The organism is Nocardia sp. NPDC047648, assembly GCF_040642815.1.
Taxonomy (GTDB): domain Bacteria; phylum Actinomycetota; class Actinomycetes; order Mycobacteriales; family Mycobacteriaceae; genus Nocardia; species Nocardia gamkensis.
The window spans coordinates 22,790-43,464 of the sequence record NZ_JBEYSX010000019.1 but is presented as its reverse complement, the minus strand read 5'-3'; the positions used below and the strand labels follow the sequence as shown (position 1 = coordinate 43,464).

The following is a 20,675-nucleotide window of genomic DNA, read 5'->3' as shown; positions in this document are numbered from 1 at the left end:
CGGACCCACGGTTTTGGACACGTTACTCGTCGAGTCGGCCGAACACGATGTGAGCGCGAGCGCTGCCGCCAGTATCGGCGCCACGCACCACAGAAACCTTCTCTTCCTCATTACTGCACTCCTGGATACCGAGTATTCGCTACGCCCATGGGCCCGGCCGCGGTTCCGGATGGGTGTCCCGCCGGCGATGCCGGCAAGTCTGTGTGTCCCCCGTCGACGCCGAGGTAGTTCCGCAGCACGACATCTCGGCCGATCCTCGTGGCGGGTCCGGCGAACGCGACGGTGCCGCGGCTGAGCAACACCACGTGATCGGCCATCGCGAGCGCGTGATCGACGTACTGCTCGACCAGCACAATCGCCGCGCCCGTGGTACGCAATTCGCCGAGGGCCGCGAAGATCTCGTCCACGACCAGCGGAGCCAGGCCCATCGAGACCTCGTCGAGCAGGACAACCGCCGGATCGGCCAGCCAGGCGCGCCCCAGTGCCAGCATCTGTTGCTGCCCGCCGGACAGCGAACCTGCCCGCTGATCCAGCTTCGCTCGCAGCGGGGGGAAGACATCGAGCACGTCATCGGTGCTGACTCGGCGCCACGGCGGTGTCAGCAGGCGTAGGTTCTCCCGGACCGTCAAGTCCGCGAACACACCTCGTCCCTCCGGGATCAGGCACAAACCCGCACGGGCGCGGCGTGCCGGGCGAGCGTGGGTCAGATCTGCTCCGCCGATCGACACGGTTCCCGATCGCGCTCGCAGAAGCCCGGAGGCCACCCTGAGCAGCGTCGACTTTCCGGCGCCGTTCGGTCCGAGCAACGCCACGACCGAGCGAGGTGAAACGGCTAGGTCGACGTCGTGCAGCACCGTCGTCGTGCCGTAGCCCGCGGTGATCGAGCGCAATTCGAGTGCGAACTCGGTGCCGGTCGTGCTGCGTCCCTTTGCGCACGACCCAGGGCCCTGAGCTTCGGCCCCCTTGCTCCGGCCGGTCATGCTACGGGTTCCTTCGGCCGGTTCTCGTCCGTGATCGGTACGCCGAGATAGGCGTGCTGCACCACCTCCGAAGCCCGGACCCGCGCGGGCGAGCCCCGGAATATCAGGCGGCCGAAGTCGAGTACGAAGATCTCCTCGCAGATCTCGAGCACCAGCGACATGTCGTGCTCTACCAGGACGATTCCGACGCCGCGTTCGGCGACGACATGCCGGAGAATCTGCCCGAAGCGCGCGGTCTCCGCGCGATCCAGACCCGCGCTCGGCTCGTCGAGCAACAGGATCCGGTACGGCCCGGCAAGACATCGCGCGAGTTCGACCAGTCTTCGCTGCCCGGTGGACAGCGCGCCGACGCGAGAATCCTTGATGGATTCGATTCCGCACAACGCCATAGCGGAAGCCGCGGCGGCGCGCACCCTCCCGGCATGTCCGTGGGCCGCGAACAGTTGGGCGAGCGGATTCGCTCCGGCGAGTGGCCCTTCGGCTCCCATCGCGACGTTTTCGGCCACGGTAAGGGAATCGAACAGCTCCGTCCGCTGAAAAGTTCGCCCGATGCCGAGCCGCGCCCGGCGGGACGTCGAGACGCGGCTGATCACCCGGTCCTGCAGTCGCACCTCGCCGGCGTTGGCCTGGACGAGACCGGTGCAGGCATCGAACGTCGTCGTCTTGCCCGCACCGTTCGGGCCGATGAGTCCGGTGATCCGCCCGGTACGCGCCTCGAACGAGACGCCGTCGACGGCCACCACGCCGCCGAAACGGACTGAAAGATCCCGCACCTCCAGCAGCGCTGAGGGCTGCCTCGTGGGTGGCTCCACCGCGACAACCGCCGGCGACCGCTTGCGGCGAAACGCGCTGTCCAGCCGGGACCGGATCGGTCCGGGAACCTTCAGGCGGCTCGCGGTGGCGGCACGGAGCACCACCAGGATGCCGAACAGGACCTGGAGCCACAGCGACATACCTGCGACGGGGACGTAGGACGGCACCAGGATGAGCGCGACCGCGGCCAGCAGCGAATACCACGGCTCCCGGCCCACCATGATGACAATGACGGCGAAATAGGTGACCGACAGTAGCGACTGGTAGTTGGTCGCCGAGGCAGTGGTCTGGGCCATTCCTGCGAGTGCGCCGCCCAACGCCGCGAGGAACGCCGACACGCAGAAGACGAGAACGCGAGTGACCTCGATGGAGACACCGTTGGTCCGCAGCGCGGTCGGCGATTCGGCCAGACCCCGGAGCAATCGTCCGAGCCTGCTCTTGTCCAACGCCACCACTATCAGCGTGCCGGCCGTGGCCAGTACCAGCACGAGCCGGTAGAAGGACGGGTCGGAGTCCAGTCCGAATACGCTGGGGCGCGGCATCGGCAGGCCGAGACCGCTGGTGCCGAACATATAGGGCCGGCTGTAGAACATCATCTGGAGCACGACGCCGAATCCGAAGGTCGCCAGCGCCAGATACAGGCCGCTGAGCCGAATGGCCGGAATCGACAACACCGCACCGATCGGCACGACCACCAGACCACAGGCGAGGAGAGCGAGCGGCCACGGCCACCGCCAATCGACCGCGAAGTGCGAGAACGCGCAGGCGCCGATCGCGGTGAAAGCCACGTGACACAGCGAGACTTGACCGGACGTGCGAACCAACAGGCCGAGCGAGAGAAAGACGAGCGTCATCGCCAGCGCCACAGTCCAATCCGTCAGGTGAATGCCCGCGAACGACGGAACCAGCGCCAGCACGACCACCACCACGAAACCACCAACGGATTGCAGCGCCGGCGGAGCAGTCCAGCCGGAACGGATACGCCGGGTCACCCGATCCCGGTCCAGCAGGAAGCGACGCGGCATGACGAGCAGCACGAGGAACAACGCCAGGAACGGCAATGCGGCGGGAACTCCCGCAGCCAACCCGGTGGTGAAGTAGCGGGTAGCCAGGGCGGCGAACACCCCGATGAGCAGTCCACCGCCGAAGCTCCATGGCAGGCTCGTGAACCGGCCGATGGCCGCCGCTCCGAACGCCTGGACGACCAGCAACGTCAGCTGCATAGGATCGAGCGGAATCAACGGCGCGAACAGCACCCCGGACAGCGACGCCAGACCGGTGCCGATACACCAGGCCCATCGCCGAGTGCGCACCGGGCTGGTCCCAGCCAGATCCAGCAACGGCGCGTTACCGACGACCGCGCGCATCGCGACACCACGCCGGGTCAAGCGCAGCGCGGCCGAGAGCGCGCCGGTCGCCAGTACCGCGACCCCGAACGTGGTGACATCCGACCACTGCACCTGCACACCGAAGGCGGCGAATCCACCCTGCGGCAGGAAGGCCGGAACGATGCGCGTCGTCGTCTGCCCGTAATACAGAGTCACGCCCGCCTGGACCAACAGCAGAATGCCGATGGTCGCGGCGATCCGCAGTTCCACTGTCGCCTGGTCGACAACGCGGGCCAGCAATTCCAGCGCCAAGCCCATGGCCGGACCCAGACAGAGAACACAGATGGCCGCGGCGAGCTGCCACGCAAACCCATTGATGACATGCAAGGTGTAGAACCCGTAAGCCGACACCGTAGCCATGGCACCGTGGGCGAAATTGAACACTCCCGACGTCTTGTAGGTGAGCACCAGACCCACCGCGGCTAGCCCATAAACCGAGCCGGATACGATTCCCGCGATCACGAACGGCAAGAGATCTGCCACGATGTACTCCACTTTTCGCTGGTCACCGACACTGCCAGACCGTGGGGAGGCGTCGGCGCAGTCTTGCCCGACCGGGTCGGCTGCTGATCGAGCGACCACCCCCGCACGAAAAGGGTGTCAGCGCTCTCTGGTATAAATGGCTCTATCGATGAGCAACTGGACGATCGACTTGTTCATGCCGTCTCCGGGGTTCGATGAACAGATCCACGCACTGGGTTGAACGCGTGCCAGTCAGTGTTGATCGTTGCCCCACGCCACGCCAGGCAATCCCCTAGCTTCTGCCTCGCAACCGAATTCGACGGCCCCAAAACGTAAGCCGGAAGGCGAGGTCGACGGGTCCAGCCGCCGAATTCAGCTATCTTCCGAGCGCCCAATTGCGTGCCGTATCTTCCGCCGCGCCATGCCGGCCCCCTCGGGTCCAGCGAGGTCCACGCGGCGGAAAGGCGGAGATCATCGCCGAAGCGTTCCAGCGGACTGAGTCATCCCTGACTCGAGCGCTCTCTCCTGCATTCGGCCCGGTTCACGTTTCCTGAGACCGGCTCCACACGGGGAAGTCGGCGGTGGACACCCTCGAGACCCCCGGGATCCTTCAGCGTATGAGCGACGGGGGAACCCGGGACCGGGTCCGAGCTTGTCGGCGGCGCCCCAGTCCGCACTGGGTTCCGCTGCCGGGGACGTGAATTCGCTGCTCACCGGTTCTTGGACCGGCGATCCGGCAGCCGGATTCGGCCAACAACCGCATCGCGGTCGCACGCCGCGACGAAGAACGCGGTAGAAAGCGGTCAGTTGGTTGTCGTCGGACCCGACGGTCAACTGAAGTACAGCAACCAGGTGCCATTCGGCGACACGGGGATTACCGACAAAGAGCCCCCGGCGCGAGATGGTCACGACCCGGAGGTGACGCGCGGTGAGCCCAAGAACGGAACCTACTAAGGGAAAGTGGCTTCGCAGGGTGCTGCGGGGCGTTCTTCTCGTCGCGGTGCCGTTGTTGGCGGTGGTCGGACTTTTGGCGTATGTGGGCGGTAGCCCGTTCGAACCGCACTCGAGCCAGACAAGACGCTGTCCGCGCAGTCGAACGACCTGTGGCGGAAGGGCGGCTCCGCGCCGCTACGCGACCTTGCCGGCGGAAGCTGGGGCCGCGTCTACGTCTACCAGCAGGAATACCTGGGGCGAGAGCAGGTGGAACGCGAAGTCGGCGCACCGGTGGAGATGGAGGACACCTTCTCGAAGCAGGGAGCCTCTGTGCTGGTCTTCGTGAAAGGGAACAGCGTCCAGCGGTCGGCATGGGTCGAAGTGCCACTGGTTTCGGGGATCTACACCGCCGACGTCGAACTTCGGGCGCCCGGCTACCCGCGCTATCTCGAGTTCGCGGAGCCCCCGCCGTCCGGTCCGCGCCTTGCCGAGGACACCGATCTGGAGGCGAAGAAGGACGAACTCTTTCGTACTCACGGCTCAGCGCTGCTCCGCGATCTCACCGGCGGCGATTGGGACCGGGTCTACGTCGTCACCGCCGACACCCGGGCGAAAGTCGAGGCGTTCGTCGGCGCTCCGGTCGAGATGGAACCCATCTTCACCGAGCGTGGCAGCATTCTCGTTTTCACTAAGGACGGTTTGGTGCGTAAATTGCCGCGGCGCGCTGCGCGCAGAACCGACTACAGCAGTGGCGTACACGTGCACGAATTCAGTCTCCACTGAACCATAGATACCCATTCCTACGAATAGCGGTTTCGGCAGCATCGCGCAATATGGCGAGCATCTCTGCTTCTTTGTCGTTGTTCGGCGACAGATTTGCCAGTTCGTCCAGGAGCATGGTCAGCTGGGTTGTGTTGAACATTGTGTCCGCGTGCGCGTGAAGACCCCGAAGTAGCGAACCTTCCGGAGCATTCTCTCGATACCTGACCAGCGTATCTTCCGCGTCACCATATACCAGTTCGATCCGCTCGTGGATTCGATTTTGAATAATTATGTCGATTCCCAATTCAACTCCTGGCATCTACGGGATCGGATACATGGTGATAATGCCGCCGAATCGGTCGGTAATGATCTTGTATCGGCTGGTGGCGTGACCGCCCAACTGCTCCGACACGCTGCCGATGACTTCACCGGCGTCGACCTCGCGTTCGAAGTTGCCGTCGTGGTTGGGTCCTCGTGCCGGTGAGTTCTCGGCCGCTTCGGCCAGCTCGTCGAGTTCCTCGCCGGTAATCGTGTCGGGCCAGGTCCCCTTCGAAGGATTATAGTTGGGAGCGCCTTTGACATGCTTGCCGAGGATGTACTTTTCAACTTCATCAGTCATACCCGGAGCCGGGTTGCCCGGAGCCAGCGGCAAGTTCTCGAATTTATCCTCATCATCGATGTAAGCCTTCATGGCGATGATGGCAGCAAGTTTGAGCGCGATATCGGTGAGGCTGGGGACTTTGTCGAACGCAGTGACGGTGAAGGCTGCGGCACCCGCCACCGCGGAGGCAGTGCCGATTATTTTGATGAGTTTGCTGGCATCGTAGGTGCTTTTGAGCACTCTGGCGGTGTTGCCCGCGATCGCTACGACGCCGACACCGGCGGCGACATCGCTGAGTGCGGCGGTGATCCAGGACGCGGCGACGCCGATGACGACAGTGGTTCCGGCTGCTATCAAAGCGTTGGTGACCGCGTCCCGGAATTTGTCGCGGGTTTCGGAGGTGGCGGTGCTGTATTCCGCGACAGGTGTGGCGAGGTTGAGGGACGCGGAGGCAAGCTGGGTGGCGCCGCCGCTAAGGGTGGTGAGGTGACCGAGGATGGGGTCGAGGCCTTTTTTGTCCTGGATGTCGCTGAAAAGGTTGCTGATCTCGGTTATCCGGGATGCGGCATCGGTGATGGTCCTATGTTCGGCGAATGTCTTCCAGGTCGATGCGGCCTTGGCGAGCTTGTCTTTGTTGCCGTTGGGCAGCTTGCTTCCGAACTCTTCCTGAACCTTCCCGACCAGAGCGTCGTAGAAGCCGGGGACACTGCCCTTTCCCTCGGTGACACCGTCACCGTTGTTGCCGACCGAAGTCGGGATGGTCACCTTGTACTCCGACATCGCCGTCACGGTGGGCCGGTCGGGCATCGGGTTGGAGTTGTTGGACAGTGCCCAGTTGTACCCGGCGGCGTAGAGCATGTTGCCGAAGTTGGTCAGGGCGTCGGCCAGGTTCGTGCAGGTCTGCATCGTTTCCCGGGCGACGCGGTCGTAGGTGCTCCCCCATTGTTCGCAGCCCGCGGTGTTCCCGGCCATGCCCGCGCATTCACCCTTGACCGCGTCGTGGACCGGTTTGTCGGCGGCACGGAGGTCGGTTGCCAGGGCGTGGCATTTCTTGCCTGCGTCGTAGTAGGTCTGCCAGTCGATAACCAGTACACCCATGTGTGTTATCCCTGGGAGAACATCTTGTAGTTCGTGTCGTGGGCGGTGGTGTAGCGCGCATGGGCCGCCTTCGCTGCGTCGCTGACGTCCTTCACACCTTCGACGAATTCCCTTGCCCCGGCGATCCATTGAGTGTGGGCATCGGCATACGCCTGGGCCGCAACCCCTTCCCACTCAGTACCGGCCAGGGTCGCGACCCGGTTATCGATCTCATCGAGATGCTCGCCGATGAATCCGGCCAGACCCGACAGACGGACCACGATCTCATCGAGATGGTCCAGGTCGACCGAAAACCGAGAGTTCATGGCAGATCCAAACTCGAAGTGCTCAGAGACGCAGCGTTGCTTTCATCGCGTGCTTGATAGCTTTCCGCGGTGACGCCGAGCTTTTCCGCCATACCAGTCAGGGCGGTCATGATTCTGGCGCCGCCATCGCGGACCTCGGTCCAGCCCTCGGAGAATTCGTTGGCCGCGTCCCCGGTCCAGCCGCCATCGGTCAGCGAAGCGACGTCCGTCGCGGTGGAGTCCAACGCCGCCTGCAGCGCCTCCGCCAACTCGTAGACGTACTTGCCGACCTCGCGCACCTTCTCGGGCACCACCGCGAGGTTCCGGCCAGAGGCTGGTGTCCCCCCATCACTCATGACGCGAATCCTAACCGATACGCGCTTGGGTACCGGTAGAGCGAGGTAGGAGATCTTGGTCGGTTGTGGCGCTCAACTTCGCCTCCCTCGACAGCGTCGAAGCGCAGAGCGACCTGGCACCAGGCCGCTGCCAGGCGAACCGGTTCAACCCACGCTCTGGGCACGCCCCCGGCAACTGTCAACAGCTGACGCGGCGGCCGCCATTGATATGGCCATCGCACTCGCTGGCTCGAGCAGCGCGAGTAGTCGCTACTCGGGATATGGAGCCAATCCGCTTGCGACGCGGACAAGGTGACGCTCCGCGGACAAGTCATCCGAAGACGACGGAACGCCCTATCGACAGTCCTATGAATCGGACGTCTTCATCCTGTCCAATATCCTGGGCTGCCATTGGTAGAACCAACTGAACTTATAGGACTCCCCGCCGGGCGACGAGGTGGCGGCGTAGGTGAATCGACGGTCGGTCGTGCTGATCGGAACTTCGTCGACGAGTTGCTCGAAGCGTGGATCGATCCGAACCGGAAGCGTGGTCGGGTCCGGTGTTATCACCGGAAAACAGAGGCGCTCGATCCGGGGCGATTCCCAGCCGATGGTGGCGTAGATATCGAATGCTTTCTCGGTGAGTGAGAGAAAGTCATCGCTCGGGTCCGGGAGTCCGGCATCCCGGTGCAGCGACACGATGGCGTGGGGTTCGAAGTAGTCGGCCGACAGGCCGGGGAAGTACACGTTCATCGTCTTGTCGTGGTAGTCGATGCCGAGCAAGCCGACTTTGTCCTCCAGGCCGTGGCGTGCGAACATGCGGGCATGGTCGGCGAGACTGGGCGGCATGGACGGTAGTTCGGCGAGCTCCGATACCTTCTGCATGCCATCGGCAGGAAAGAACGGCCAGATTTTCTTGAAGCCGCCGACTACACCGATATCGATCCCGTAGCTGTGGATGGGGCACCGTTCCCGGACCTGGTCCAGCAGAGCGCCGACCGGATGATCGGTCTCGGAGATGAGTTCGTTGGAAAGGGCGATGTCGTAAGGGTCGATGTCGCTCGGCAGCGTCAAGAAGCGGTAGTCGAGGTCTCCCGAGCGGCGGGCGTCGGTGACTACTCTGAGAGAGATCACCGACCGTGTGAGCATCGCGCCGTATGCGGTCAAAGTGGGCCGGACAGCTTCTCGAGTGCAGGGCACATTCAACAGCCGCGCGGATTTCTCGATGGCCGCATAGAGATCGTCCAGCTCGGATTCGGTAGTGGTGAACACGCGTCCTTCCAGCGATCGGTGCTACGAGCGACAGCGCGATACCGCCAATCTCGTTCACCCAGAACGTAAGTCGTGTTCGGGAGTCGAATGGGAACGCAGGCAGCACTCTACGCCGCAGTGTAGGCGTTGGCTATCGGTCGAGGCGGCCGCGGTGCAGTGATCGTCTGGGGATGCGCATGGCAAGAGACACCGCGGCACTCGCTACAGGACGCCGGTGACCCGCTGCCGCTGACCTCGCAGCGATCCGAAATCCGAAGCCTCGGACTCATGGAAGCCGACTCTTCGCTGCCTCGACTTCGAAACGATCACATAACCGGCCGCCGGCACACCTCTCTGTCACGTCCCCGGCGAACTGGAACGCCGAGGTGAGATGGATGGCTTGTCCAGAAGCCGATTCGATCGCGGTGCGCAGGTGCATCGCCGAGAGCGGGATCGACGGCGCAGTCGCGCAGCGTAATCCCGTCGATGAGTTCGATCACGAGATAGAGCGCCTGAACGAGGCGTCGAGCGCCGCGTCGAATACCTGCGGCACCCCGTGGTGACGGATGCGTGCGGTCACCCGCGCTTCCTGGCGGAAGCGCTTAGTGAACTCCTCGCCGAGGAGCGGAATGCATGACTCGCGGCGAGTCGATTCCGGCGGCACGGTCGTCCGTTCGATGGATACGGACCGCAACAGGCAGCGAGAGGAGAAACCACGGGTACGATCAACCCAACCGCCGCAATCGTCGCTCCGCCCATGCGGTATGGCTACCATCTGACGCGATGCACGTTGACTTGATGCTCGATTCACTCGATGGACTGTCCGTGGGGGATGCGCTGGGCGCGGAATTCCCCATCATGGGCCGGTCGATTCCGGATCTTCGGGCGGGCGACCTCCCCGCCCGACAGTGGGGGTGGACCGACGACACCGAAATGGCATGCACCGTGGTCGCCCACCTTTCCAGTCACGGTCGAATCGACCAGGACCGGCTTGCCGCCGCCTTCGCGCAACGATTCGACCCACGCCGTGAATACGGCTTCCTCGCGGTCGACACCCTGCGTCGAATCCGCAACGGCACGCACTGGCGGGAGGCGGCCGGGGCCGCGTTCGATCACCAGGGGTCCTGCGGCAACGGTGCGGCCATGCGCGTCGCCCCGCTGGGCGCCTTCTTCGCCGACGATCCGGAAAGAATCGCCGCCGAGGCGGCACGGTCGGCGCAGGTGACACATCTGCATTCCGAAGGCGTCCTCGGCGCGGTCGCGGTCGCCCTCGCAGCCGGTCAGGCCGCTCGTGCTCGCCTAATCGGGAGTCGGCCGACGCCGGAGGGATTCCTTACCGCCCTCCTCGACTGCCTCGACGACGGTGAGACCAGCCGACTGATTCGCCGTGCTCGCACCCTGCTCGGAGCCTCGGCGAAGGAGGCCGCAGCGGAACTCGGCAACGGATCCCTGGTCACCGCACAGAACACGGTGCCGTTCACAATGTGGGTTGCGGCAACGCATTTGGACAACTACCCGGTCGCGATCACCACATGTATTGCGGCGGACGGAGATATCGACACCACGAGCGCCATCGTGGGCGGGATCGTCGCCGCCTATACCGGCGTCGGAAGCCGCCCCGCTCCGATCGGGGTGCCGCAGACCTGGCTTGCCGCGCGAGAACCGTTGCCCGGCTGGTTCAACCCGACCCTTCGAGCACGACGCCGCAAGAGATCTGCGTCCGGCCGCGTTCGACAATGGCTCTCCGGCGCATCGTGAGCACGCCAGTGGCGCTGCCGCAATCCTCATCGAGTTGCCACTGCCGCCGTCTCGACGGCTCCGGGCAGATGACTCAGCGGATTGCCGGGCTGGGCAGCCTCCGCGCTATCTGGTGACTCGAACTTTCCGCTGCTGGTGCTGTCATCGCGGCCGATTGCCGAGTGCATCGAACACCAAGCTCCCGGCAGCGTCGTACCATCCACCATCCGAGCCCCGCGTGTAGACGACTTCGCCGTTCGCGTCGCGCCACGTGCCGGCTTCTAAGGTCCAGCCCTGGAACTCGGTTCCTGAGAGGTCGTCGGAGAACCGTCCGCCGAGCCCACCCACATGCCCTTCGCTGGATGGGCCCGCCGCTCGAAGTTCGGTGTTGAACGCCTCGAGCTGTCGGCGGGTGCGTTCGATTTCCTCGTCGCTGGGCCTCCTCGCTGCGGCTTCGGCGGTGCTGAAGAAGAGTTTGCCTCCGAATTTTTTCGGCATGGATTTCACTCCTAGACTTCCGACATCTGGATGATGATCCTGCCTGTGGCGGGATCGCGAAACTTGTTGTGTACAAAGAACTCTGTGTTCGAAGGAAACAGCACCTCGTCGGGAGTTCCGTAGTCACCGTAGACTCGCCCGTTCTTGCTGATGATCTGCATCTCGACCTCGGCGTTCTGCACGAAAACGTCATTGACGCCGCTCGGCTTGTTGGATGCCGACGTGAACCCCAGTTCAGTTGTCGGTTTGCCCGGCTCATAGCGAGCGAGCTGTTCGGGCGTCAGGTTGGTATGCCGCAACACCGGGCCCTCGTGCGCGGGCAGCTTGGACAGCGCCGAATTCAGGTCATCGACGTGTCGTTGCTGCTCTGGGGTGAGGGGATCGCCACGCCGCAGCAGCTCGGTGAGATTGGTGCTTCGGCTGTCGGCCGGGCCGAGTTCGAGCACGTGGCGATCCCGCGCGGTGAGGTCACTCACCCAACTCGTAGGCTTGGCACGCGCCCTGTTTTTGGCGCCCAGATCCAGCAGTCGCTGCATCTCCTGGCGGTGTCTGGTGAAGTCGGGCACTGCGGAGAATCCGCGCCCGAGCCCGCGCAATTTGAACGCATCGACCAACAGCCGGATCTTCGGCGCGTAACGCGACACGATATGCGCGACCCGAGCCGCGCCGATCGCGGCGCCGCCTGCGGCAGCAGCGCCGAAGGTCACCAGCGACGCAGCGATCGTGATGGTGGCGCTGATCGCGATTTCAAGGGCGATGTCCTTGGCCAACTGGTCCAGGAAACCTGCGATCTTGTCCCGCATTTCCCCCAGCGCGTCACGGTGCTCGGTGGTCGACGCCGATATTTCGCCGAATCCGGTGACCACATCCGATGCCGCCGCGCGCAACGCCCGCAGGTCTTCGTCCACATGATCGAGCTCAGGGGCGGTGATCGGCGCGAACATGCCCGCGATGCGCTCCAGCTCCGCGACGAACCCCGTGACCTCCGGAGCCGCCGCCAACTGCGCCCACGCATCCGAGGCTGTTTTCAGCTTGGTGGCGTCACCGTCCGGGATGACGATGCCGACCTTCTCCACCAAGCCGATGGTGCCGTCGACCAGCCCTTGCCCCGGCCCACCCGCCGACGGAAGCGGTACTTTGCACACGAACATCGCTGGTGGCGGCGTCGTCGGCGCGGCAGGCGGCTGCCCACCGGCACCCATCGTGGCGAAATAGTCGCCGATCGCGTGATTGTGCCCGAGTTCGATCAGGATGCGGCCGTAGTTGTCGGCGGCCTCGGCGATCTGCCGTGCGCCTCTGATCAGCTCGTCCGCGCGAGTGTCGTAGGACTGCGCCCAGGACACCGCCTCCGAATATGACCCACACATCTGCCCGCAGCCGGACAGGGTGGTCCATTTCGCGTCCACCGCCCGGAACCAGGCATCGGCGGCGGAGATCAGCGCACGCCCGGAGTCGGTGTAAACCTCGGTATCGACATCGATCACGGTCACTGTGCCGGACCTCCGTCCTGCCCAGAGCGCCCCAGCACCGACAGATTCGCGGTCACGGTCGCGCTGTAGGCGTCGTGCGCGGCCTGCGCAGCGGCCCTCATCTTCTCGATGCCGCGGGCCGCCTTCCGCGCTCCGGCGATCCAGTCGGTGTGCGCGTCGGCGTAAGCGGCGGCCGAGGCTCCGTTCCAGGTCTGCTGAACCGTCGCGATCCGCTCGTCGATCTCGATCAAGCTTTCGTCCAGGAATCCCCGCAATGCGTCGATCCGCACCGTGGTCGCATCCAACTGCCCCAAACTCACCTTGTACTCCACAGTGTCCTTCTTCTCAGCATGCGGGCAGATCAAGCGAGAAGCTCTCGGCGCGTGCCTGATCGACCGCGTCGAGCCGGGTGCTCACCACCCCGAGCGCCTCTGCCATCTCCGACAACGCTTCCAGCACGTCCACCACACCCTGCCGGACCTCACTCCAGCCCGCCGCGTACGCATCCGATGCGGGGCCGCGCCAGGTGGCCAGCAGAGCTTCCACTTCCACGTCGGTCGACCGCACGCCACTGATCAACGTTTGCGCCGTGTCGTAGACGTACCGGCCCGCGTCCGAAACATGCTCCGGCACCACCGCGAACGGCATCGCCCCATCCGTTGTCATACCGCGCCTCTCCTTCGTCTCGCCATCTCGAATCGAACTGCACCGAGTCGCCTCACCACTCGCCCGCGGGAGATCAGACCGATCAATAGGACGAACCTAACGTTCATCCGGTTCCATCAAGGGCCGAGGCGCAACATGGACATGCTCGCGCAGTTAGGAAACCCTGCTCCCCAATCGGTACCGGGCGCCTGAGTGGACGGATTCTTCCGCCGACCGCGCGTTCACGACGCAGTAGCGCTCGCGAGCATGGCGGCATCGCCAGTTACACGATGCGAAACCAACAGAACTGTCGGAACCGATCGCATGTCACTGCCGGTGAGGGAAGACGGGTCCGATTCGACCGATCCGTCCGGCGCATGGAGAAGGCGCGGGCGCTTGCGGAACCCAGTGAGCCATCGGGTACAGCGGATACTCATCCATCATGACTCGGTCGGCCCGTCGACATCCATGCGCCCGCTCTGGTGTCCGGCTGGGATCGAACGCATACCCGGCCATATGTTCAGCACTTGGGTGTGCGCGGAGTGCACAACGGCAAAAGATTCATGCGGCCTGGGGTTTCGGTGGAGCTCGGCGGTGGGGGGACTGCCTCTGCCTCGGTTGTCGGCACAGGTGCTTGTGTCGGTTGCACGGCGCCGCCCGTGGGCGTCGAGCAGGAGGCCGCCAGTAGCCAGATCATGCCGATGACGAGCAGGATCAGTGCCACTGCGGCGATCTGTTGTGAGCGGTGGCTGCGTGGCTTCGGTTTCTCGGAGGTGCGGCCGGGGATGCGCGCGGACAGCGCGGTTATCTGGTCGCGAACCGTGATCCGTGGACGCTCGAGCACAGCGGTCGGCGCGGGGCGGCGCAGTGGCTGTGGCTCGGGGGTGGGTGTGGACCACGCTGTAGGCCGGCTCGGTTGAGGTGCCTGCGGCGGGCGCGGGCGCAGCGGCCGGTCGGGATCGAGCTCGATCCACGACGACCAACTGTCCGTGAACGACGACGGTGCGGGGGCTGTTCGTGCAGCCGGATCGACATCCTCTTCGGCGGGCGGGGGTTCTGGTTCAGTTCGTTCCGGCGCGGGGGACTCAGTTGCGGCGGGGCGTATCGACGCCACGTGTCCGGCGGCGACGCGTTCCGTCGCATAGGAATACGGCTCGGCGACTTCTTCCCGTGCGGGCCTCGCCGCTTCTGCCCCTGTGGGCCTCGCCGCGAGTCGGCCTTCGAAGCGCGGCTGCTCCGGTTGGTTATCTTCTGGCACGCCAGGTGCGAACGGCCGCGCGTCCGCGAGAGAGAAGGCCGACTGGCGCTCTTCGTCGCGAGCGTACGAATGAGCTGTCGTATTCAACGGCTCGGGCATAGATGGAGGCTCCGGCGCGAGGAATTCCGGCGCGAACGGATCTTCCTCGGTAGGTTGCATCTGCACCGCCGCGGCGATGGGCGCCTGCGGGGGATGTGACTCGGACGCCTGTACGTCCTGGCTGCTGTCCGGAACAGCCGTGTGCTCGAGCGGCTGCCGAGCCGTCGACGACCTGTCACCCTGCGGTGCGCTTTCGGTATCGGACCGCCTCCCGTGCTCGGACTCCGAACCCTCGGGCTCTCCGATACCGGGTTCACGGGCGTCGGTCTGCTCGGGCGTAGACAGCGATGCAGTCGACTGATCTGCTTCCGAGAGCTGATGGTCACCATCGTCTGTGACGTCACGGCCTTCGACGACTCGCGTCGATGCGCTGAGCCGCGCTGCATCCGGATCGGCGTCCGGCGGCTCGGACACGGTATCCACCGGTAGTGCGTCCGAACCCACCGACGCGTCGGCGTGGGCCCCATCGACAGGCATCCTGTCCTCGAGTTCATCCGAACCCGCCGACTCGTCGGCGTCGGACCCATCCGTAGGCGTCCTGTCCTCGAGTTCAGGAGTCTTCCGCGTGACGCTCTCCAGCGCCGCCAGCGTCCCGGCCCGCAACTTCTGCTCCGGCGGGAAACCGTCCGCCGCCAAGTCGTCGACGGTGACCTGGTCGCCCAGGTTCAAGTCGGTGAGCAGGGCGTGCGTTCGTTCGGCGGTCCAGATGAGCTTGCGGCTCGCGGTGCGGTGGAACCACCCGCGCAGGTCGGCCTGCCCGGCTCCCAGCACCACCGCGCAACCACGCCTGCGTGACTCGATGTTCAGCGTGAGGTTCGAATCCTTGGGCGGCACCACGACGATCAGTCCGTCGACGAAGGCGTCGGCGTTGTGCTTGCGCACCAGCGCCTTCAAGTTGAAGACGTTGTTGGTCACCTGGTCGAACGGGCTGCTGTCGTGGTCGCGCACGTGGATCGGGTCGCCCGCGTAGCCGGACAACCGCCAGCGGCCGTTGGCCTGCACCGACAGGACACCGCTCGTCGCCTCCGGGACGGTGCCCTTGACCTCGACGACCACGGCGGCCCTGGGGGTGATCACCACCAGATCGGCTTCTTGCGTTTCGTCTCTGCGCTCCCGGTCGGGTAGGTAACACCCCGAGATCGCGAGTCCCACAATGACGTACTGGCCGGTCCAACTCCGCATCCAGTCGAGCACGCGCTGTTCGGATCGCGGCGCCGTCGTTCGTTCATTGATGACCAACATCGGCGGCCTCCATCGCCGTCCCACACCATCGACCACCCAACGGTATGCGCCGGGTTTTCCGACACAAAATCGAAAGGCACTGGAACAGCGCGGTATTGGCAGCACAAGGGCATGCGGAGTGCGGCGTGTGGGCAGCACCACACTCGTGGACCGTCCGCCGATCTACTCGGGCGGCGCACGTTCAGACCCCGACCGCCTCTTCGATCTCTTCCTCGGCCGCGCGTTCGGTGACGGGCACCGCCTCCGTGCGGGCCGGCGTGCGGAGCCTGCGCTCGTACCCGCCCGCCACCAGGACCAGTCCCGCGCCGGCCACCAGCCACAGCACCAGGCTCAACACCCGGTTGCCGAACCCCGCACCGCCGTCGAAGTACAGCAGGGTGCGCGCGCCCTCGACGAAACCCGCTCCGTTCCAGAACGAATGCAGCGCGCCGAAGAAATCGTTCTGCAGCCACGGTCCGTACACGCCGCCCGATGTCGTGAAGTTGAGCATCACGAAAAGCACCATCATCGTCAGCGTGGTCCAGCGCCGTAAGAAGGTGTGCAACCCGATGCCCACCGCGAGAATCCCTGCTGAATAGAGCCACGACATCGCCCAGACGGCGGCGTAGTCGTGATCGACCACATGGAATACCGGCCCGGCGACACCGAGGCCGATAACGCTCACCGCCAGCGATGTGACCAGGCCCAGCAGTGCGCGCAGGCCCATGCTCAGTCCCGCCCCGGCCGCGCCGATCGCCGCGACGCTGCCGTAGGAGCCGATGCTCAATGCCACCAGCAGGAAGAACAGGCCCTGCGCGGTCGGATCGCCGGTACCCGGCGCAGCGATATCGGTAACCTCGACCGGCACCCCTTGCTGGGCGGCGATGCGGCCGAAGACAGCCTCGGCTGCCATCGCGGTGGTGTCCGAACCGGCCTTCGCGACCAGCGCTTCGTGCGATTCCGGCACATAGGCACCGGCCAGCGTCCGCTCGCGCAACTGTCCTACCGCCTCGTCGCGGCCGGGCAGGGTGACAACCTCGAGTGCGTCTCCAGCGCGGTCCTTCAGCGTCTGCGCCAGCACCTTGACCTGCGGCGTATCACCGACGATGGCCACCTTCATGTGATTCGGCTCGGGCTGGTGGAACGCGCCCAGATACGCCAGTGCCATGCCGAGGCACATCAGCAGCGGGGTGAGCAGATGCGCGGCGACATGCCGAAGTTGCTGCATGCGAAGACTCCCAAAGGTTGGTAAATACAACTATCGCAGTTGTACTATACAACCATGCGGCAGACTCCGGCATCCCCCACTCGCTCGACCGCGATCCGAACGATCCAGCGCGAACTCACCGCATTCGCCCGCCGGGCCCGCGGCAGGGCCGCCGAGCTGCATCCGGAACTGCCGCTGGTGGCGTCGAGCATTCTGGACCTGGTCATCGAGCGTGACGGCTGCCTGGCCACAGAACTGGCCGGACACTTCCTGCTGGACAAATCCACGGTGAGCCGACAGGTGGCGGCGCTGGAACGGCTCGGTTATCTCACCCGGGAGGTCGATCCGGCCAACCGCCGCAACCACATCCTGCGCGCCACCCCCGCCGGGCAGCGGATCGCACGGGAGGCCGAACAGCGCCGCCGGGAGGCGTTCGCCGAACGGTTCCGCGACTGGGACGACGAGGACCTCGCCCAACTCGCCGGATACCTGGTCCGCTACAACGCGGCGGACGACTGATCGTCACACCACCGGCGCGGCAGACGCGCTCGAGAGCTCCTCACCCTCGCAGCGCCGAAGCAAGAGCCGGATCCACCGAGAACGCTATGGCGATCAACGATTCGACCAGCAGGTCGACGAGCTGTTCGCGGGAGATGGGTTCGGAGCGCAGCCAGGTGAGCGTGGATTCCTCCACGAACGCGATCCACCCGCGCATGGCGAGCATGAGCCGGGGATGGTCGGACTCGGCGACCGGAACCGGCGTCTCGGCCAGGATGATGCCGATGATGGCGTCGCGGGTCTGATCGACCAGCGGGGCCAGCTCGGGGCTGACGCTGGTCGGCCCGCGCAACAGCGCGAGGTAGGACGTGCGGTTCTCGGTGACGTACTCGATGTAGCGCTCGATGGAGTCGCGCAGCATCTCGAACAGACCGAGTGAGCGGTCCGGGATTACGCGCTCGATCAGTTCGGCGTTGGCGTGTCGCACGATCGCCAACTGGAAATCCTGCTTGGTCGGGAAGTAATGGAACAGCAGGCCTCGGGAGATGCCGGCCTGGGCGGCGATCTCGCTGACGGAGATGTCGTCGATGGAGCGCTCGCCGAGCATCTTGGCGCCCAGGGTGATCAGCTGCTCGCGGCGCTCGTCGGGACTGAGCCGCGTGCGCTTGGGGGCGTCCGACTGAGTTCTGGTCACCGGCACATCCTACTGAACAGGAGTCAATACACTGTTGACTCGTGCTCAATAGCACCGTAGGCTGCGTTACATGAGTCGCAAGGTTACAGACAAAGCTGTCGCCGGCCGATCCACGCGCCACGCCAGGACGATCATCATCGGCAGCGGGTTCGCGGGTCTGGGTCTGGCCATCCGGCTGACCCAGCAGGGTCGCAACGACTTCCTCGTGCTCGAACGCGGCAGCGATGTCGGCGGCACCTGGCGCGACAACACCTACCCCGGCGCGGCCTGCGACGTTCCTTCGCACCTGTACTCGTACTCGTTCGCGCTGAACCCGGACTGGTCGCGGTCGTTCTCCAAGCAGGGCGAGATCCAGCAGTACATCCAGGACGTGTCGAAGCGCTACGACGTGCGCGACAAGCACGTCTTCGGCTGCGACGTGACCAGCGCACGCTGGAACACCGAGACCGCGCTGTGGGAGATCGAGTCGAGCAAGGGCAGCTTCACCGCCGACACGGTGGTCTCGGCGGTCGGCGCGCTGTGTGAGCCCGCGCTGCCGGACATCAAAGGCATCAACGACTTCGAAGGCGAGACCTTCCACTCCGCCCGCTGGAATCACGACGCCGATCTCACCGGTAAGCGGGTCGCCATCATCGGCACCGGCGCCTCGGCCATCCAGATCGTGCCCGCCATCGCTGCGCAGGTCGGCCACCTGGACGTCTACCAGCGCACCGCGCCCTGGCTGCTGCCGCGCCTGGACCGCCCGTACACGAAGGCCGAGCGACTCGCCTTCAAGCACGTGCCTGGCCTGCAGCGACTATCCCGCGCGACCATCTACGCCGCGCGCGAGACCCAGGTGGTCGGCCTGGCCAAGGTTCCGGCCCTGATGCAGGTGTTCGAGGCGATCGCGAAGGCGAAACTGCGCTACGAGATTCGTGATCCGCAGTTGCGCGCCAAGGTCACGCCGAACTTCCGGATCGGCTGCAAGCGCATGCTGATCTCCAACGACTACTACCCCGCGCTGGCGCGCCCCAACGTCGACGTGGTCACCGACGGCATCGCCGAGGTGCGCGCGAACTCGATCGTCACCGAGGACGGCACCGAGCGCGAGATCGACGCGCTGATCGTGGCGACCGGCTTCCACGTCACCGACTCGCCGACCTACGAGACGATCTTCGGCCGCGACGGGCGCACGCTGTCGGAGGTGTTCGACGAGATCGGCCAGCAGGGCTACAAGGGCTCCACGATCGCCAACTTCCCCAATATGTTCTTCCTGCTCGGCCCGAACGTCGGCCTCGGGCACACCTCGATGGTGTACATGATCGAATCGCAGATCAACTACGTCGCCGACGCGCTGGCTACCATCGACCGCCTCGACCTGCGTACCGTGGAAGTGCGCCGCGACGTGCAGGATGCCTACAACAAGGACTTGCAGGCGAAGCTGGCGGGCAGTGTCTGGCTGACCGGCGGGTGCTCGAGCTGGTACCTGGACAAGCACGGCAACAACACCACGTTGTGGCCGGACTTCACCTTCGAATTCCGTCGCCTGACCAGGACATTCGACGTGTCGGCGTACGACATCTCCATTTCCCGAACCGATGTGAAAGCAGTGGCATCGTGAGCAATGACGCTTACTTCAAGAACAAGGTCTGTGTGATCACCGGAGCGGGCTCCGGGATCGGCCGTGCGCTGGCGGAGAATCTGGCCCGGCGCGGCGCAAAACTGGCGCTGTCGGATATCGACGTCGACGGCCTCGCCGAGACCACGCGGCGCTGCGAGCAGCTCGGCGCGCAGGTCAAGTCCGACCGGCTGAACGTGGTCGAACGCGAAGCGGTGATTCTCTACGCCGACGCGGTGAAAGCGCACTTCGGCACCGTGCACCAGGTCTACAACAACGCGGGCATCGCCCACCACGGCGAGATCATCCGCTCGGAGTACAAGGACTTCGAGCGCGTGATGGACGTCGACTTCTGGGGCGTCGTCAACGGCACCAAGGCGTTCCTGCCGATGGTGATCGAGTCCGGCGACGGCCACATCGTCAATGTGTCCAGCCTCTTCGGCCTCATCGCGATCCCCGGCCAGAGCGCCTACAACGCGGCGAAGTTCGCGGTGCGCGGTTTCACCGAGTCGCTGCGCCAGGAGATGCTGGTGGCCCGGCACCCGGTCAAGGTCACCTGCGTGCACCCCGGCGGCATCAAGACCGCGGTCGCGCGCAACGCCACCTACGCCGAGGGCATCGACAGCAAGTCGGCCGCCTCGATGTTCGACAAGAAGCTGGCCATCCACACTCCCGAGATGGCGGCGCAGACCATCACCGAGGGCGTGCGCAAGGGCCACGGCCGCGTGCTGATCGGCTGGGAGGCGAAGCTGCTGGATCTGTTCGTGCGGGTGACCGCGTCGGGCTACCAGCGGATCGCGGCCAACGTCGAGCGCCGCTTCCTGCCCTGACCCGGGATCCGAGGA

At 65.1% G+C, this 20,675-nt stretch carries 20 protein-coding genes; 6 read left to right on the top strand and 14 right to left on the bottom strand.

Translation table 11 applies throughout. The features are described 5' to 3' along the window. Nucleotides 1-110: 110 nt before the first annotated feature. Both ABZ803_RS30665 and ABZ803_RS30660 read right to left on the bottom strand, forming a co-directional pair. Entirely contained in the window at nt 111-980 is an 870-nt protein-coding gene (locus tag ABZ803_RS30665) for an ABC transporter ATP-binding protein (RefSeq protein WP_357044644.1), read from the bottom strand. Next, nucleotides 977-3,664 (bottom strand): ATP-binding cassette domain-containing protein, encoded by a 2,688-nt coding sequence (locus tag ABZ803_RS30660; RefSeq protein ID WP_357044642.1) that lies wholly within the window; start codon nt 3,662-3,664, stop codon nt 977-979. Before ABZ803_RS30660 ends, ABZ803_RS30665 begins: the two co-directional genes overlap by 4 nt. 1,203 nt (nt 3,665-4,867) lie before the next feature. On the opposite strand from ABZ803_RS30660, the gene ABZ803_RS30655 reads away from it, so the two are divergent. Next, nucleotides 4,868-5,359 carry a hypothetical protein gene (locus tag ABZ803_RS30655; protein WP_357044640.1) on the top strand — a complete coding sequence of 164 codons (492 nt, stop codon included), beginning with the start codon at nt 4,868-4,870 and terminating at the stop codon, nt 5,357-5,359. Here the strand turns inward: ABZ803_RS30655 and ABZ803_RS30650 are convergent. The 5 genes from ABZ803_RS30650 to ABZ803_RS30630 form a co-directional block, all read right to left on the bottom strand. Further along, nucleotides 5,346-5,657, bottom strand: coding sequence for a hypothetical protein (locus ABZ803_RS30650; RefSeq protein WP_357044638.1), 312 nt, complete (start codon nt 5,655-5,657; stop codon nt 5,346-5,348). The genes ABZ803_RS30655 and ABZ803_RS30650 overlap by 14 nt on opposite strands. Beyond that, a complete protein-coding gene (locus ABZ803_RS30645; RefSeq protein WP_357044636.1) occupies nt 5,658-7,037 on the bottom strand; it encodes a hypothetical protein in 1,380 nt (459 codons plus the stop codon). Between the two features lie 5 nt (nt 7,038-7,042). Continuing rightward, nucleotides 7,043-7,342 (bottom strand): WXG100 family type VII secretion target, encoded by a 300-nt coding sequence (locus ABZ803_RS30640; RefSeq protein WP_040869416.1) that lies wholly within the window; start codon nt 7,340-7,342, stop codon nt 7,043-7,045. Then, nucleotides 7,339-7,677, bottom strand: coding sequence for a WXG100 family type VII secretion target (locus tag ABZ803_RS30635; protein ID WP_357044633.1), 339 nt, complete (start codon nt 7,675-7,677; stop codon nt 7,339-7,341). Before ABZ803_RS30635 ends, ABZ803_RS30640 begins: the two co-directional genes overlap by 4 nt. Nucleotides 7,678-8,022: 345 nt before the next feature. Then, nucleotides 8,023-8,928, bottom strand: coding sequence for an aromatic prenyltransferase (locus ABZ803_RS30630; protein ID WP_357044631.1), 906 nt, complete (start codon nt 8,926-8,928; stop codon nt 8,023-8,025). 374 nt (nt 8,929-9,302) lie between these two features. Here ABZ803_RS30630 and ABZ803_RS30625 point away from each other — a divergent pair, with 374 nt between their 5' ends. Further along, complete coding sequence (locus ABZ803_RS30625) at nt 9,303-9,470, top strand: hypothetical protein (protein ID WP_357044630.1); 168 nt, start codon at nt 9,303-9,305, stop codon at nt 9,468-9,470. A 220-nt stretch (nt 9,471-9,690) separates the two neighbouring features. Beyond that, nucleotides 9,691-10,665: an ADP-ribosylglycohydrolase family protein gene (locus ABZ803_RS30620; RefSeq protein WP_357044628.1), complete on the top strand. Its 975-nt coding sequence runs from the start codon at nt 9,691-9,693 to the stop codon at nt 10,663-10,665. Between the two features lie 141 nt (nt 10,666-10,806). On the opposite strand, the gene ABZ803_RS30615 is transcribed toward ABZ803_RS30620, so the two are convergent. The 6 genes from ABZ803_RS30615 to ABZ803_RS30590 all read right to left on the bottom strand — a co-directional run bounded on the left by ABZ803_RS30615 (nt 10,807) and on the right by ABZ803_RS30590 (nt 17,062). Then, on the bottom strand, nt 10,807-11,142 hold the full coding sequence (locus tag ABZ803_RS30615; RefSeq protein WP_357044626.1) for a hypothetical protein: 336 nt from the start codon (nt 11,140-11,142) through the stop codon (nt 10,807-10,809). 11 nt (nt 11,143-11,153) lie between these two features. Further along, nucleotides 11,154-12,632, bottom strand: coding sequence for a hypothetical protein (locus ABZ803_RS30610; RefSeq protein ID WP_357044624.1), 1,479 nt, complete (start codon nt 12,630-12,632; stop codon nt 11,154-11,156). Continuing rightward, the gene (locus ABZ803_RS30605) at nt 12,629-12,943 is read right to left on the bottom strand and encodes a WXG100 family type VII secretion target (RefSeq protein ID WP_357044622.1); all 315 of its coding nucleotides are present in this window, start codon (nt 12,941-12,943) and stop codon (nt 12,629-12,631) included. The genes ABZ803_RS30610 and ABZ803_RS30605 overlap by 4 nt, the downstream gene beginning before the upstream one ends. A 13-nt stretch (nt 12,944-12,956) precedes the next feature. Next, nucleotides 12,957-13,277 (bottom strand): WXG100 family type VII secretion target, encoded by a 321-nt coding sequence (locus ABZ803_RS30600; protein ID WP_357044620.1) that lies wholly within the window; start codon nt 13,275-13,277, stop codon nt 12,957-12,959. A gap of 499 nt (nt 13,278-13,776) precedes the next feature. Then, on the bottom strand, nt 13,777-15,855 hold the full coding sequence (locus ABZ803_RS30595) for an NERD domain-containing protein (RefSeq protein ID WP_357044618.1): 2,079 nt from the start codon (nt 15,853-15,855) through the stop codon (nt 13,777-13,779). A gap of 181 nt (nt 15,856-16,036) precedes the next feature. Beyond that, nucleotides 16,037-17,062: a hypothetical protein gene (locus ABZ803_RS30590; RefSeq protein WP_357044616.1), complete on the bottom strand. Its 1,026-nt coding sequence runs from the start codon at nt 17,060-17,062 to the stop codon at nt 16,037-16,039. Nucleotides 17,063-17,116: 54 nt separating this feature from the next. Between ABZ803_RS30590 and ABZ803_RS30585 the strand changes: the two genes are divergently transcribed. Then, the gene (locus ABZ803_RS30585) at nt 17,117-17,560 is read left to right on the top strand and encodes a MarR family transcriptional regulator (protein WP_357044614.1); all 444 of its coding nucleotides are present in this window, start codon (nt 17,117-17,119) and stop codon (nt 17,558-17,560) included. Nucleotides 17,561-17,600: 40 nt separating this feature from the next. On the opposite strand, the gene ABZ803_RS30580 is transcribed toward ABZ803_RS30585, so the two are convergent. Continuing rightward, entirely contained in the window at nt 17,601-18,233 is a 633-nt protein-coding gene (locus ABZ803_RS30580) for a TetR/AcrR family transcriptional regulator (RefSeq protein ID WP_040869442.1), read from the bottom strand. Nucleotides 18,234-18,303: 70 nt separating this feature from the next. Between ABZ803_RS30580 and ABZ803_RS30575 the strand changes: the two genes are divergently transcribed. Both ABZ803_RS30575 and ABZ803_RS30570 read left to right on the top strand, forming a co-directional pair. Then, nucleotides 18,304-19,833, top strand: coding sequence for an NAD(P)/FAD-dependent oxidoreductase (locus ABZ803_RS30575; RefSeq protein WP_357044612.1), 1,530 nt, complete (start codon nt 18,304-18,306; stop codon nt 19,831-19,833). Continuing rightward, the gene (locus ABZ803_RS30570) at nt 19,830-20,660 is read left to right on the top strand and encodes an SDR family NAD(P)-dependent oxidoreductase (protein ID WP_357044610.1); all 831 of its coding nucleotides are present in this window, start codon (nt 19,830-19,832) and stop codon (nt 20,658-20,660) included. The genes ABZ803_RS30575 and ABZ803_RS30570 overlap by 4 nt, the downstream gene beginning before the upstream one ends. Nucleotides 20,661-20,675 lie beyond the last annotated feature (15 nt).